The 15,189-nt window shown below is 37.7% G+C and carries 10 protein-coding genes; 6 read left to right on the top strand and 4 right to left on the bottom strand.

All coding sequences use genetic code 11. The features are described from left to right. Positions 1 to 38: 38 nt before the first annotated feature. Positions 39 to 2,072 carry an NADPH-dependent 2,4-dienoyl-CoA reductase gene (locus tag AC1M9C_RS04450; protein ID WP_035266448.1) on the bottom strand — a complete coding sequence of 678 codons (2,034 nt, stop codon included), beginning with the start codon at positions 2,070 to 2,072 and terminating at the stop codon, positions 39 to 41. Positions 2,073 to 2,500: 428 nt separating this feature from the next. Between AC1M9C_RS04450 and argG the strand changes: the two genes are divergently transcribed. The 6 genes from argG to AC1M9C_RS04420 all read left to right on the top strand — a co-directional run bounded on the left by argG (position 2,501) and on the right by AC1M9C_RS04420 (position 9,765). Beyond that, positions 2,501 to 3,841, top strand: a complete 1,341-nt coding sequence (gene argG / locus AC1M9C_RS04445; RefSeq protein WP_092765981.1) for an argininosuccinate synthase — start codon at positions 2,501 to 2,503, stop codon at positions 3,839 to 3,841. Positions 3,842 to 4,069: 228 nt separating this feature from the next. After that, the gene (gene pyrC, locus AC1M9C_RS04440) at positions 4,070 to 5,104 is read left to right on the top strand and encodes a dihydroorotase (protein WP_035266516.1); all 1,035 of its coding nucleotides are present in this window, start codon (positions 4,070 to 4,072) and stop codon (positions 5,102 to 5,104) included. Next, on the top strand, positions 5,089 to 5,745 hold the full coding sequence (rnt, locus tag AC1M9C_RS04435; protein WP_035266446.1) for a ribonuclease T: 657 nt from the start codon (positions 5,089 to 5,091) through the stop codon (positions 5,743 to 5,745). The genes pyrC and rnt overlap by 16 nt, the downstream gene beginning before the upstream one ends. Before the next feature lie 215 nt (positions 5,746 to 5,960). Then, positions 5,961 to 8,486: a TonB-dependent receptor plug domain-containing protein gene (locus tag AC1M9C_RS04430; protein WP_481953271.1), complete on the top strand. Its 2,526-nt coding sequence runs from the start codon at positions 5,961 to 5,963 to the stop codon at positions 8,484 to 8,486. 154 nt (positions 8,487 to 8,640) lie between these two features. Further along, entirely contained in the window at positions 8,641 to 9,582 is a 942-nt protein-coding gene (locus AC1M9C_RS04425) for a hypothetical protein (RefSeq protein ID WP_481586594.1), read from the top strand. A 33-nt stretch (positions 9,583 to 9,615) separates the two neighbouring features. Then, a complete protein-coding gene (locus AC1M9C_RS04420) occupies positions 9,616 to 9,765 on the top strand; it encodes a hypothetical protein (RefSeq protein WP_171076764.1) in 150 nt (49 codons plus the stop codon). Between the two features lie 84 nt (positions 9,766 to 9,849). On the opposite strand, the gene serC is transcribed toward AC1M9C_RS04420, so the two are convergent. The 3 genes from serC to gyrA all read right to left on the bottom strand — a co-directional run bounded on the left by serC (position 9,850) and on the right by gyrA (position 14,993). Further along, entirely contained in the window at positions 9,850 to 10,932 is a 1,083-nt protein-coding gene (gene serC / locus AC1M9C_RS04415) for a 3-phosphoserine/phosphohydroxythreonine transaminase (RefSeq protein ID WP_481586593.1), read from the bottom strand. A gap of 189 nt (positions 10,933 to 11,121) precedes the next feature. After that, complete coding sequence (locus tag AC1M9C_RS04410) at positions 11,122 to 11,967, bottom strand: hypothetical protein (RefSeq protein ID WP_481586592.1); 846 nt, start codon at positions 11,965 to 11,967, stop codon at positions 11,122 to 11,124. Between the two features lie 77 nt (positions 11,968 to 12,044). Further along, positions 12,045 to 14,993, bottom strand: a complete 2,949-nt coding sequence (gene gyrA, locus AC1M9C_RS04405; RefSeq protein WP_481586591.1) for a DNA gyrase subunit A — start codon at positions 14,991 to 14,993, stop codon at positions 12,045 to 12,047. Positions 14,994 to 15,189 lie beyond the last annotated feature (196 nt).

The following is a 15,189-nucleotide window of genomic DNA, read 5'->3' as shown; positions in this document are numbered from 1 at the left end:
TTCAAGTGAATATAGTTTCACCAAATGATTCAAATTTATTAAATTTTGGCTGCAATTTCAGCACCTTCACGAATCGCACGCTTAGCGTCAAGCTCAGCAGCAAGCTTTGCACCACCAATAATGTGATATTTCGCTAAAGTTGTTTCAGTCTCTGATGGCATAATCTCTTTAACAGATTCCTGCCCTGCACAAACAACGATAGTATCGACTCGTAATAATTGATCATGCCCACCAACTTCGATCCACAGACCTTCATCACTCACTGATTTATATTGAACGCCACGCAACATTTTCACATGATGTTTTTTTAATTGGGCGCGATGAACCCAACCAGAGGTTTTACCTAATCCTATACCCAAAGGCGTTGTCTTACGTTGCAATAAATATATTTCGCGAACTGGATGATCCACTTCAGCAGGTTGTAAACCACCTTCAGAAACATACTGAACATCAGGATCAACTCCCCACTCACGTTTCCATTCTGCCAAAGGTTGTGGCTGTGGCTGATGTTCAGGTTTTAATAAAAACTCTGACACATCAAATCCAATACCACCAGCACCAATTACTGCTACCTTTTGACCCACAGGCGCACCTCTTAATACTTCTGCATAAGATAAAACTTGTGGTGCATCACTTCCTTCGATCTTCAATGCACGTGGTACAACGCCTGTCGCAACAATCACCTCATCAAAGCCTTCACGCTCAAGCTGTTCACGATTAACTTTAGTATTTAAACGAAGTTCAACCCCAGTGCGCTCAATTTGGACTTTAAAATAGCGAATGGTTTCATGAAACTCTTCTTTCCCAGGAACAACTTTCGCTAAGTTGAATTGTCCCCCTACATCATTAGTGGCTTCAAATAAAGTAACCTGATGACCACGACTGGCAGCAACGGTCGCTGCCGACATTCCAGCTACACCACCACCCACAACAGCTACTTTTTTTGGCTTCTTGGTTTTTAAATAAACCAGTTCAGTTTCATAGGCTGCACGTGGATTCACTAAACATGTTGCACGTTTATTTTTGAAAGTATGATCCAAACAAGCCTGATTACACGCAATACACGTATTGATTTCATCAACACGATTAGTCGCAGTTTTATTCACCCAGAAAGCATCTGCCAATAATGGTCGAGCCATTTGAATCATGTCGGCTTTACCTTCAGCCAAAATAACTTCGGCAGTTTCAGGCATATTGATTCGGTTGGATGCAATCACAGGCACAGACACATGTTTTTTCACCTCTGCGGTATAATCTACAAATGCCGCACGAGGAACAGAGGTTACAATTGTTGGCACACGAGCTTCATGCCAACCAATACCTGTATTCAATAATGTGATACCTGCTTCTTCTAGCGCTTTAGCCACCGTGATCACTTCATTCATTGTATTACCGTCATGAACTAAATCAAGCATAGATAAACGGAAACAAATGATAAATTTTTCGCCAACTTTCGCGCGAATTGCCTTAACAATTTCAACTGCAAAGCGCATACGGTTTTCTATTTCCCCGCCCCATTGGTCTGTACGCTGATTGACATGACGACTCATAAATTGGTTCAGCAAATAGCCTTCTGATCCCATGATTTCAACACCATCATAGCCAGCTTTTTTCGCGATACTTGCTGTAGCCGCATAATCTTGAATCGTATCCAAAATTTGTTTTTCTGACATTTGGCGTGGTTTGAATGGTGAGATCGGCGATTTTATTGGGCTTGCAGAAACCACAAAAGGTTGATAACCATAACGCCCTGAATGCAAAATTTGCATTAAAATTTTTGCACCATGTTTATGAACTGCATGTGTCACTAATCGGTGTGGGGCAACATCACCTAAGGTATTCATTGTGCCACCAGCTGGAAGCAGCCAGCCCTGACGGTTAGGGGAAATACCACCTGTAATGATGAGACCTACGCCCCCTTTAGCACGCTCACCAAAATATGCTGCTAATTTAGGATAGTTATAAAAACGATCTTCTAGACCGGTATGCATCGATCCCATCACGACACGATTTTTGAGGGTAGTGAAACCAAGATCAAGAGGTTTTAATATATTTGCATAGCGAGTTGTCATGGCAATTCCTTATTTTATGGGCTTTGCAACTTGTTGCATAAAACTATACTTCTTTTTTCATAACTGTTTATGGCAATTTTTTGTCTTTTTCTATAATAAATTACCAACCATGAAATTAGATATTAATATTCAATCACTTATAAAAAATATTTTTCACTAAGTTCTCTTTGAAAAATTGCAATAAAATAAATTGATGCATAAAAATCTTCATAAATGCACTGTATTATTTTCAAGAAGAAATCATGAATTAGATTAAGCACTACCTATTACTTCTGAGTTTCGACGAAATATTGCTACTTATTCTAATATTTTTGCACCACGTATCTTTTTTTAAAAAAAATTACCAATGAAAAGTGCTACAATTGAAGAAATATATTTTTCAGGTTACCAATTTTCTAGGTGCCTATATTCTATCGTTAGGATGAACAATGTCTGATAATGCAACTATCTTACAGAATGTACCTGTAGGCAAAAAAGTTGGTATTGCCTTCTCTGGTGGTCTTGATACTTCTGCAGCTCTATTGTGGATGAAACAAAAAGGTGCTGAACCTTATGCGTATACAGCAAACTTAGGTCAGCCAGATGAAGATGATTACGATGCTATTCCAAAGAAAGCTGAAGCTTATGGCGCTGTTAAAGCACGCTTAGTGGATTGCCGTTTACAACTTGCATTAGAAGGTATTGCAGCAATTCAATGTGGCGCATTCCATATCTCTACAGGTGGTGTACCTTACTTCAATACAACACCACTTGGTCGTGCAGTCACAGGTACAATGCTTGTTACCGCGATGAAAGAAGATGACGTCAACATTTGGGGTGACGGATCTACTTATAAAGGTAACGACATTGAGCGTTTCTACCGTTATGGTCTATTAACGAACCCAGCACTTAAAATTTACAAACCTTGGTTAGACCAAACATTTATCGATGAACTTGGTGGCCGTGCAGAAATGTCACAGTTCCTCATCGATAACGGTTTTGACTATAAAATGTCAAAAGAAAAAGCATACTCAACAGACTCAAACATGCTTGGTGCAACTCACGAAGCGAAAGATCTTGAGTATCTTGATGCTGGTATCAAAATCGTTGAACCAATTATGGGTGTTGCTTTCTGGAAAGAAGACGTTGAAATCGCACCTGAAGAAGTTTCAATCACATTTGAAGAAGGCTTCCCTGTTGCACTTAACGGTCAACGTATTGAAGATCCAGTTGAGTTAATTCTTGAAGCGAACCGTATCGGTGGTCGTCATGGTCTAGGTATGTCTGACCAAATCGAAAACCGTATCATCGAAGCGAAATCTCGTGGTATTTATGAAGCTCCAGGTATGGCACTTCTACACATTGCTTACGAACGTCTTGTAACTGGTATTCATAACGAAGATACCATTGAACAGTACCGCATCAACGGTTTACGTTTAGGTCGTTTACTTTACCAAGGTCGTTGGTTCGACTCTCAAGCGCTTATGCTTCGTGAAACTGCTCAACGTTGGGTTGCTAAAGCAATCACAGGTACTGTGACTTTAGAACTTCGTCGTGGTAACGATTACACTATTATGAACACTGAATCTGAGAACCTTACATACGAAGCTGAACGCTTAACCATGGAAAAAGGTGATTCTGTATTCACTCCAATGGATCGTATTGGTCAATTAACCATGCGTAACCTAGACATTACAGATACTCGCGCTAAGTTAGGAATCTATACTGGTGCAGGTTTACTTGCTGTCGGTACAGGTTCTGCTGTTCCACAACTTAAAGACAAAAACTAAGATTTAGTTTAGTCCTAAAAAAAACCGCGCTTTGAGCGCGGTTTTTTATTTGGTCGTTAAAATCTATCATTGTTCCCTAGATGGATAATGACTCATTCATCTAACGTATGCCTCATTTCCATATTAATCAGCACAAATAGATGTAAAACCCCTTTTTTCGGCTTTTGTCGTTATCAATTTCAAGCAATATCGATTATCATCTATGTTATTTTTTCAGTAAGACTTGCCTTGAATACGATCACTTTAATCCAGCCAGATGATTGGCACGCTCATTTAAGAGATGGTTTAGCACTTCAACGTACTGTTCCTGATTTGGCGAAGCAATTTCATCGCGCAATCTGTATGCCGAATACAGTTCCACCTGTAAAAACTGTGGAAGAAGCACATGCTTATCGTGAAAGAATCATGGCGCATGTTCCTGAAAATGTAAAATTCGATCCTCGTATGGTGCTCTACTTTACGGATCATACTTCTCCTGAAGAAGTACAAAAAATTAAAAACTCTCCATATGTAAATGCAATTAAGCTTTACCCTGCTGGAGCAACCACAAATTCTGATAATGGCGTTAGTGATATACGTAAAGTGTATAGCGTCATTGAACAACTTGAAGAACATCAGGTTCCTCTCTTACTCCACGGCGAAGTAACACATCATCATGTTGATATTTTCGATCGTGAAAAACGTTTCTTAGATGAAGTTTTAGCACCGCTGCTTAAACAATTTCCAAAATTGAAATTAGTTTTAGAACATATCACCACAAGCGAAGCTGCACATTTTGTACTTGAGCAAGATCGCAATGTGGCAGCGACGATTACACCACAACATTTGTTATTCAATCGCAATGACATGTTGGTTGGTGGTGTTAAACCGCATTTCTATTGTTTGCCAATTTTAAAACGCCAGACACATCAGCAAACTTTGTTAGAAGTCGCAACAAGTGGCAACCCTAAATTTTTCTTAGGTACTGACAGCGCTCCGCATTCTAAAAATGCGAAAGAAAATGCCTGTGGATGTGCGGGATGCTATAGCGCTCCAACTGCAATTGAATTGTATGCTCAAGCATTCGATCAGGTCGGTAAAATTGAACGTCTTGAAGGTTTCGCTTCATTCTTTGGTGCGGATTTCTATGGTTTACCTCGTAATACTGAAACCATTACATTGATCAAAGAAGATCAAGTGATTCCTGAAAGCCTTGAATATTTAGATGGCGAACAGATCATTCCTCTTTATGCAGGTAAAACAATTCAATGGAGAAAAGTGTGACCACTGAAACATTACCTGTCATCGGTCAACGCTTCCGCGGGTTCCTACCCGTGGTTGTTGACGTGGAAACAGCTGGTTTTAATGCGGATACCGATGCATTGCTTGAAATAGCATGTATTCCAATCATTTACGACGAATCTGGAAAGTTTGTACCTGGTCAAGCGCATCATGCACACATCAATCCATTTGAAGGTGCAAATTTAGATCGTCGCTCACTCGACTTCATTGGCATTGATCCTTTTAATCCAATGCGTGTAGCGATGGCAGAAGATGAAAAGTCTGCACTTAAACGTATGTTCAAAGCAATTAATGAGGTACGCAAACAACAACAATGCACACATGCTGTGCTAGTTGGACACAATGCTCATTTTGATCTTGGTTTTTTAAAAGCGGCAATTGCACGTACTGGAACTAAGAATCAAAATCCATTTCATAGTTTCTCGGTTTTTGATACGGTGACTTTGAGTGCTGTGATGTTCGGACAAACTGTTTTGGCTAAATCATGTATTCAAGCTGGCATCGAGTTTGATGGTAAAGAAGCCCACTCTGCTTTGTATGACACACAGAAAACAGCTGAATTATTCTGCTATATTTTAAATAAATTAGCGCCCCATTTACTTGAAACACTCGTTTCAGAGTAAAAATCTTTAAATACCCCAATATTTTAGAAATCTTGATCATCCTGTGGATTGATCTTAATTGAAAAGTATTGGGGCTTTTTGTTCCAATTTTTAACTATCGCTTTTTTATATTATGTTAATCGGAATATAGTATTGATAATTATTCTCATTAATATTGTGAAATAAGTATTATTAAATGATAATCGCTATCGTTTTTATTCTCTCAATGTTAAATCATGTCATTTGTACGCTCAAAATTAAATTTAGCCATTCTTACGATTCTCTCAACTACAGTTTGTGCAAATGAAACAGAAATAAATTCAACAGCTAATGATGATTCAATCAAACTCAATACAATTGTAACGAATGCAACTGAGCAACAAGAAGTTGGGAAAACCCTTTATACGAAGGATGACTTAGACAAGACACCCAATAGTTCTAAGAACATTACTGATTTTTTAAGAGTAAATCCTAATGTGCAATTTAGTAATGACTATCGTGCTGCAGGATCACAAGCTGAATTAAAACCATCCGAAATCTCTATCAATGGCGCACAAACTTACCGTAATAAATTTATGATTAATGGTGTAAATTCTACAAATAACGTTGATCCAATGGGAAGTGGGGACTCGTATGATGGAAAACTATCAGACAGTTCTCAAGGCATTGCAATTAATACGGATTTAATCTGTAGTCTTGAGGTATTAGATAGCAATATTTCTGCAGAATATGGTGAATTTACAGGGGGAGTTATTCGTGCCGAAACCTGTGCCCCTAATACAGAGATTGGTAAAATTCATGGTTCTTTAACATATGATTATACTAGCAGTAATTGGACGAAATATCATTATGCGAATGAAGAAGAACAAGATGAGTTCCAAGAACCAACCTTAACCAATCAAAAAGACTTCAATAAACAAGGTATCAGCGCAAATATTTACAGTAAACTATCGGAAAATTTGGGGGTCAATCTATATGGTTCTACGCGTCATTCATTAATACCAGTATTGAGCGGCCTAGCAATTGATACAAAACAGGAAAATAAAAGACATAACATTAACACTGGTGCAACCGTGTTCTATACACCTTCGCCTCAAAATAAATTTAAGTTTGGCTTTGATTATGGCAATTTAGACAGTACGAACTATGTTGCAAAGCGCTTAGATTCAGGCAGTGTTACCCATACTGAAACGGTTACCCTATTTGGTGAACTCACCTCTAAATTTGATAATTCGTCACTGACTCAAAATCTAAGCTACCAAACCATGAGCAATGCTCGCAAAAATGACAGTAATTTAGGTATTATTTGGAAAGAAACACCGACCAAAAACTGGAGTAACAATCCCGGACAAGGTGCAACCAGCAGTGATATTGAACTATCACAAAATGTGTTTTCATATAGCGCTAAAAATGTCTTTGACCCTAAAAATTGGGCAAAAGCCATACATAATATTAGTTTTGGCTTAGGTTACTCACATACAAGCGCAGCCTGGGAACGTCTTAATGACTCTTACATGTACAATCAACCAAAAGTTTTTTCTAAATCAGCTCAATACACTTGTTTAGCTGAAGATATTCTATGCGACTTACCATCTGCCGAAAATAATGATCAAGGTCAGTTCTTAAGTAATGGTAAATATTATAAAAAAGGGTCAACTCATATTGATCAAAATAGTGTGTATTTATTTGCTGAAAATCAAATGTTATGGGATAAATTTTCTGCTCGTTTAGGTTTACGTGCTGACTATGAAACCCTATCAAAAAATTTCAATCTCGCTCCTCGTACTTCATTCAAATACAGCCCATTCCAATCAGAACTATTGAGCTTCACAACTGGTTGGAATCGCTACTATTCGAACTATACATTGAATACTGAATTGCGAGATGAGGTTGCACACCTCGAATACAATTTAAAACGTACAAATAGCCCACAAGAAGATTGGGTTCAAATTGGGTTATCAGATATTCTAATTTCGAATCTCAACATTCGTCGCTCTGAACTCGACACACCATATAGTGACGAAATTGTTTTTGGTATGAATGGTCAAATAAAAAACTGGAATATTGGACTCAAGTGGATCAATCGCGATACTAAAGATGAAATTACCAAAAGCCGTTACGTCGTTGAAGGAACTAAAAACACGATTGATTATTTTAGCTATAGTAATATAGGGAAGTCTACCGCTGACATCTACACCCTAGCAATCAATAACATTCACCCACTGAAGTTGAAAAATAGTGAGCACAACTTTGGATTAGCTTTTGACTATAATGAAATAAAAAAGAACTACAATACCTATGTCGATGCATTCAATATAAATAGTCAAACTACAGCAGAAGATCGTGAAGTAATCTATAATGGTAAACTCATTAAATTTAATGAACGACCTGTTGAGAACTATGCACAACCTTGGACGACTCGAGTAAGCTGGGATATTAATTTCTTAAATACACCGATTAAAATTAGCAACTTTTTAAGTTATAAATCATCTTACAAAGACACTTATAAGTTTAAAGAACCCAACAAAGATGGTTTAGAAGTTTACGGTACTGAACGTATCGACCCTCGCTTCACATGGGATCTCCGAGGCACATATGACATGCAAATCAACAAAGATTTAAAAGCAATATTTGGTTTAACGATCAATAATTTGACGAACCATCACAATATTTACACCAGTCAAAACATTTCTGATAACAGCAATACATTGAAGTCTGAAATTGGACGTCAGTTTATTGCCGATGTTACATTCAAGTTCTAACTCATGATTCCCATAGAGCACTTAGGTGCTCTTTTTTTCATTTATACCGCGTTAAACTTTTGGATTGCATAAAGAAAAAACAATTCAAGACTTGAAAAATATCAATTATCCTCGATATTACATAAAGTAATTCACTCAATCTTAGAATGAGCATATGAACAATCAAAACAAACCTGAAATTATTACGATAGAAGATCAAAGCTTTGGTAGCCATGTAGAACATTGGGCGCTGTTAACTGATGATCCGACTGTTCAGGTTCCAAAATGGTTGAGTGAAGCACTAAATGCACCTGTCATGCCGATGGGGATTTGTACTGAAGAACAAGATATGGATCCGAATGTTTGGTTAATTCAAGGACCTAAACAACAACCTATCCAATTGGTGCAAGTTATTGCTGTAGAAGACAATAAACCTAAAGCAGTCAAAACAGCCTTCCCAACTTTTGATAGTCCTTATACGTTAAACGCAACGATTGAACGTATCATTACTTGTAAGTCCAACACGCAAGCAGTGTTACAATTAAAAGTCAGTGATAATAGTGTGGTTTATGCTTTTGATAGCTTATACAGCGTGAACCAAATTCAATACCAAAAAAATCAATCTTATAAAGTCCAATTAAATGCGTGGGCTTATGAGCTAGAAAAGGTTGCTGATCAAGAACAAATTGTTGTGGATGATCCAGCTTCAATTAAACACCATCGTGCTTTAAATGAAATTTTGAGTGAACACAATGGTGTAGCGCCAGATAATTTACAGCAGCTGATCGATGCTTGGGAACCTAAATCAGATGCCGATAAAGAACCTGTAACGGTCGATTTTTCGAAAATGGTAGCTTACTTATACGGTGAAACCATGGGTCAGGAAGATGAGGCCTGGTTCCAAGGAAAAGTTGTTGGCAAGACCCAAATGCAGTTCAACAATCAATTTTATCAACTTTATGATGTAACACTTATTTTGGAAGAAAACCAACCTGCTACACTTATTCGTATCGCGACTAAGGATGAGAATTATAAAAATTTCGAAATTGGTCAATATATTCGTGGAAATATATGGATTCAGGCGAATATTTATGCTAAAAATACATCAAATAAATAGGATTTAACTATAAAGTAATATTTAGGCTCCTAGATGAAAATTATACCGGAACAATCAACAGGCTTAATGGAACAAGCACGCCCTCGTATTCGAGTAGACAAGGGTGCTTACTGTTTCTTTTTCTTAGGTGTTTTCCTCGCTGCTTTTATTTTCCACTTTACCAATCTTATTCCAGCTTTTTAAGAAAATTAGCGTTGATCACTTTCATCTTCGTTTTAGTGCATGAAAAAAGCCTGTCATATGACAGGCTTTTTTACAAACTGATTTTTAAGCATTACGCTTCGCAAAATCATCCATAAATTTCACAAGAGCTTGTACACCCTCCAGTGGCACTGCATTATAAATACTCGCACGCATACCACCTACTGAACGATGTCCTGCAAGATTTAATAAATTATTTTCCTCTGCTTCTTTCAGGAATTGCTTTTCAAGTTCAGGCTTCGCCAATGTAAATGGTACATTCATGATTGAACGATATTCTTTTGCAATTGGATTTGCATAGAAGTCACTTGAATCAATATAACCATACAACAATTCAGCTTTTTGTTGGTTCACTTGATGAATTGCTTCTACACCACCCTGTTCAAGCAACCATTCAAATACTAAGCCTGATAAATACCAAGCATAAGTAGACGGTGTATTCACCATAGAATCGTTCTTCGCTTGCGCTGAATACTTCATAATGCTCGGAATTTCTTCTTTTGCTTGGTCTAATAAATCATCACGAATGATTACCAACGTTAAACCAGCAGGACCGATATTTTTTTGCGCACCCGCGTAAATAAGACCAAATTTTGAAACATCAATTGGTGCCGACAAAATACTAGAAGATAAATCTGCAACCAGTGGTTTATCCGTAGTTGGGATATTTTTAAATTGAATACCACCAATTGTTTCATTATCTGCATAATGAACATAGGCAGCATCAGCAGATAAATTCCATGTACTTTCTTCAGAAATTGCAAGATTACCATCTGCATCTTTAATGCCAGCTTCGATCACGTTAATTTCGCCATAACGTTTTGCTTCTTTTAAAGCTTTTTCAGACCAAATGCCAGTATGGATATAATCTGCTTTGTTATTTTTCCCTAATAGATTCAATGGAATCGCAGAAAATTGTAGAGAAGCCCCACCCTGTAAAAAAAGCACTTTGTAGTTGTTAGGAATATTCATTAACTTGCGTAAGTCTGCTTCTGCTTTTTCAGCAACAGCGACGTAGTCTGAACTACGGTGACTCATTTCCATGATTGATAGGCCCTTACCCTGCCAATCAAGCATCTCAGCTTGAGCTTTTTCTAATACAGCAGTAGGTAATGCAGCAGGACCAGCACAGAAGTTGTACGCGCGCATGATTTTTCCTTTCAGAGTGAAACACAATAAAATGATGGCATTTAACCACAGATGGCATTATGTTGCAGTAGTTTAAGTTGAAATTATTTCAATCTATTATCCTTAGCAGAATCAAAAAAACGATGTATATTTATAGGATAGTTTTAATAAAACGAGAAACACTCCATATTTAAAGATATAAGAATCTTTCTAATTGGTTAATTTTTTTGTTAAATCATTGATAACAGCTTGCACCACTAACCAAGAAATATTTGTAGAGTCTTCATCAGGATCAAATCCCTGAATCATATGCTCATAAGGATGAATTAAGTTTCTAAATTCTCTTAAAGAGTGTGAATACTTTTTCACATCTACACCAATCCAACCTAACTGATGAGCTACATCAATCATTTCACCTAATTTCCAATCAGCAAAATTTTTTGTTTTTTGATTTTTATCCCTAGGTGCACTTGGAGCCTGATTCGCCTCTCTCATATTTTGTTGAAAAACACCCAATAACAACCCCTCTAAGACACTACCCATTAATATCATTGAAGCTAAATATGCTTTCGAATCTAGACACTTTTGTATTTCCACCCACCTATTCTGTAAAATTTCACCCACCCTCATCTCTAGACCTAGAATTAAGAAATTAGGTGGTGGATAAGACTTAAGTTCTGATTCTAATTCGCAAATATTTGAATAATCTATTTCAATTTTTCTAAATTTTGGATCTATACGATCCAAGTACATTTCAAAACCCTCTATATAGAGAATCTTATTCAAAATTTTTAAAGCTTTATTTATTTTCTCTTTATCACCTGCATATTCTTTCGGTGACACTAATCTTTTAAGAATATTCGCTAGTTGTTCTTTATTAGCTTCATTTAATTTTTCTAAAACCCACTTTGATCTTGTTGAACCATCATGAGTAAACGGTAGTCCTGCATTTCTAAAAAATTGTGTTAATTGTGAACCGCTTCTATACTCAGGATGATTTTCAGGATCATTCCCACAAATAAATTCTGATATTTGTTCTAAAGTTTTTTGATCCATATTCGATACTTTCCTTTATTTATAATTCTTACTTTTATAAAAAAGGACGCCTCAGCGTCCTTTTTTTGAATGTATTATTATTCTTCTGATGGCTGATCAAGCTCAGAAGTTTCAGCTGGTTCAGTATTCAAAATTTCTGAATCATCTAAAATTTCTAATTCTTCATCTTCAACAGCTTCAATCGCTTCAACACCAACCAATGTCTCGTTTTCACCTAAGCGGATTAAACGTACACCTTGTGCATTACGACCTGTCTGAGCAATTTCAGATGCACGAGTACGTACTAGCGTACCACCATCAGAAATCAGCATGACTTCTTTGCTGACATCGATCGCTACAGCACCAACCAGCTCACCATTACGATCAGATGTCTTGATCGCAATGACGCCTTTACCACCACGTTTCTTCGTCGGGAAGTCATCCACTGGCGTACGCTTACCGTAACCATTTGCTGAAGCACATAGCACTTCACCTGTTGCCGGGACAACGACTAATGAAACAATACGGCTTAAGAAATTAGAATCCGTATCTTCATCTTCTGAATCTACATCATTGTCTTCAATTTCTTCCGCTTGAGCCAATCCAATGGTGACACGCATACCACGTACACCTTTCGCAGATCGACCCATTGCACGCACATCAGTTTCTGCAAATCGAATCGCTTTACCTTCATTCGAGAACAACATAATTTGTTGTTCACCGTCCGTAATCGCAACACCAATTAAACGGTCATCTCCAGCTAACTCGATTGCACGTAAACCATTTGAACGTACATTAGAGAACTGCTCAAGTTCAACTCGCTTGATCGTACCGTATTCCGTTGCCATAAAGACATAGAAGTTTTTACGTAAGTTTTCTGCAAGCTCAGCAAATTCAGCAACTACTTCATCATCAAGATCTGTAGTTGATAATTCAATACCTAGCTCTTTCAGATGCGTACGCAATTCGTCTGATAGATCGTCACCATCTGCTAGATCAGCAAATGATTTTTCTAATGCATCATAGTGTGCAGCAATGATTTCGTTTTGCTGTAATTGAACTTGATGAGATTTAACAAACTGACGGAAATCCGCTAGACGTTCTTTAAATTTCTTCGGTGCATCAATCACTGGCAGAATAGCAGTAATTGTCTCATTTTCATCTAATGGCAATAAGTTCACCATAGGACGACCTTTTGCACCACGAGAAGCTTGAGGCACTTCAAAAACTTTTAAGCGATAGACTTTGCCGACATTGGTAAAGCATAAAACTGTTGCATGGTTAGATGTAACAATCAGATGTTGAATGTAATCATCTTCTTTCATAGACGTTGCTGATTTACCACGCCCACCACGACGTTGCGCAGCATAATCAGAAAGTGGCTGTGTTTTCGCATAGCCTGATTGAGAAACCGTTAGAACAACTTGCTCTTCTGGAATTAAATCTTCACGAGAGAAATCTACACGAGATTCTACAATCGCAGTACGACGCTCATCACCATATTGCTGAAGAATAAGTGCTAGCTCTTCACGAATCACGTTCATCAACAATTCAAAATCATTAAGAATTGCTGTCAACTCTGCAATTTGTGCCAATATTTCAGAATATTCTGCATGCAGCTTATCTTGTTCTAAACCAGTTAAACGATGCAAACGTAATTCTAAAATTGCACCCACTTGAGTTGGTGAGAGACGATAAATATTGCCAGATAATCCAAACGGTTTATTAGGATCTTCGCCTTCAATTTCATCTGGGCGAACAGATACTGAACCTGCTTTTTCTAATAAAGCAACTACGCCACCTGCAGACCATTCCCCTGCTTGCAAACGTTCACGTGCTTCTTGCGGATTCGCAGAGGTTTTAATGGTTTCGATGATGGCATCAATATTTGCTAAAGCAACCGTTAAACCTTCCAAGATATGACCACGTTCACGCGCTTTACGTAATTCGAACATCGTACGACGTGTTACAACTTCTTGACGATGGCGAATGAAAGCAGCAATGATGTCTTTTAAATTCATCAGCTTTGGCTGGCCATTATCCAAGCAAACCATATTAATACTGAATGAATTTTGAAGCTGAGTATTTTGGAATAAATTATTAACAATTACTTCAGCGTTTTCGCCACGCTTTAAGTCAATTGCAATACGCATCCCTTCTTTATCAGATTCGTCGCGTAACTCTGAAATACCTTCGAGCTTCTTCTCTTTCACAAGTTCAGCAATACGTTCAATCGTTTTTGCTTTGTTCACTTGATATGGAATTTCAGTGAATACAATCGTCGTACGACCTGTTTTTTGGTCTTCTTCTAAATGGTACTTACCACGAATAAATAAACGACCTTTACCAGTACGGTAAGCATCAACAATACCCGATTTACCGTAAATGATACCGCCTGTAGGAAAGTCTGGACCCGAAATATGTTCCATCAATCCTTCAATACTGATATTCGGATTATTGGCATAGGCTAAGCACGCATTGACCACTTCAGTCATATTATGCGGCGCCATATTGGTTGCCATACCTACAGCAATACCCGTGACACCATTAATGAGTAAATTTGGCACACGAGTTGGCATAACTTGTGGGATACGCTCTGAACCGTCGTAGTTATCTTCCCACTCTACTGTATCTTTTTCTAAATCAGCTAACAGTTCATGCGTTAATTTACGCATACGCACTTCGGTATAACGCATCGCTGCTGCACTGTCACCATCAACAGAGCCGAAGTTACCCTGACCATCAACCAACTGATAACGTAAACTGAAATCTTGTGCCATACGAACGATTGTTTCGTATACAGCAGAGTCACCATGAGGGTGGTATTTACCGATTACATCACCAACGACACGCGCTGATTTTTTGTAAGCTTTGTTATAATCATTTCCAAGCTCATGCATCGCATAAAGAACACGGCGATGAACTGGCTTTAAACCATCTCTAACGTCTGGTAGTGCACGAGAGACAATGACACTCATAGCATAGTCGAGATATGAGCTCTTCAGTTCATCCTCAATGGCAATCGGTCGAATTTCCGATACGCTCATGCATACTCCTTATTACAAACAGCTTGAAGAAACTGCTCGATTTATATAATCAATCTTGCAAAAAATTAGCCCAAAATCTATGGAGCTAAATTCTAAAACTCAGCCGAAAATTATAGCACAAATCCGTATTTTTGTCCCTAAATTTTATGGATGATCTGTTTAATTTTATTCATAAAAATGACTAAATTTTCAACAC

The organism is Acinetobacter sp. 24-47-39 (genome assembly GCF_056783825.1).
Note: the sequence above shows the minus strand (reverse complement) of the source record. Positions and strands in the feature narration are given on the sequence as shown.

Bases quoted from the DNA above. Each gene is read 5' to 3' on its own strand.
- AC1M9C_RS04425 (WP_481586594.1), top strand. From the start codon at position 8,641: ATGAACAATCAAAACAAACCTGAAATTATTACGATAGAAGATCAAAGC.
- AC1M9C_RS04430 (WP_481953271.1), top strand. From the start codon at position 5,961: ATGTCATTTGTACGCTCAAAATTAAATTTAGCCATTCTTACGATTCTC.
- AC1M9C_RS04420 (WP_171076764.1), top strand. From the start codon at position 9,616: ATGAAAATTATACCGGAACAATCAACAGGCTTAATGGAACAAGCACGC.
- gyrA (WP_481586591.1), bottom strand. From the start codon at position 14,993: ATGAGCGTATCGGAAATTCGACCGATTGCCATTGAGGATGAACTGAAG.
- AC1M9C_RS04450 (WP_035266448.1), bottom strand. From the start codon at position 2,072: ATGACAACTCGCTATGCAAATATATTAAAACCTCTTGATCTTGGTTTC.
- AC1M9C_RS04410 (WP_481586592.1), bottom strand. From the start codon at position 11,967: ATGGATCAAAAAACTTTAGAACAAATATCAGAATTTATTTGTGGGAAT.
- argG (WP_092765981.1), top strand. From the start codon at position 2,501: ATGTCTGATAATGCAACTATCTTACAGAATGTACCTGTAGGCAAAAAA.
- rnt (WP_035266446.1), top strand. From the start codon at position 5,089: ATGGAGAAAAGTGTGACCACTGAAACATTACCTGTCATCGGTCAACGC.
- serC (WP_481586593.1), bottom strand. From the start codon at position 10,932: ATGCGCGCGTACAACTTCTGTGCTGGTCCTGCTGCATTACCTACTGCT.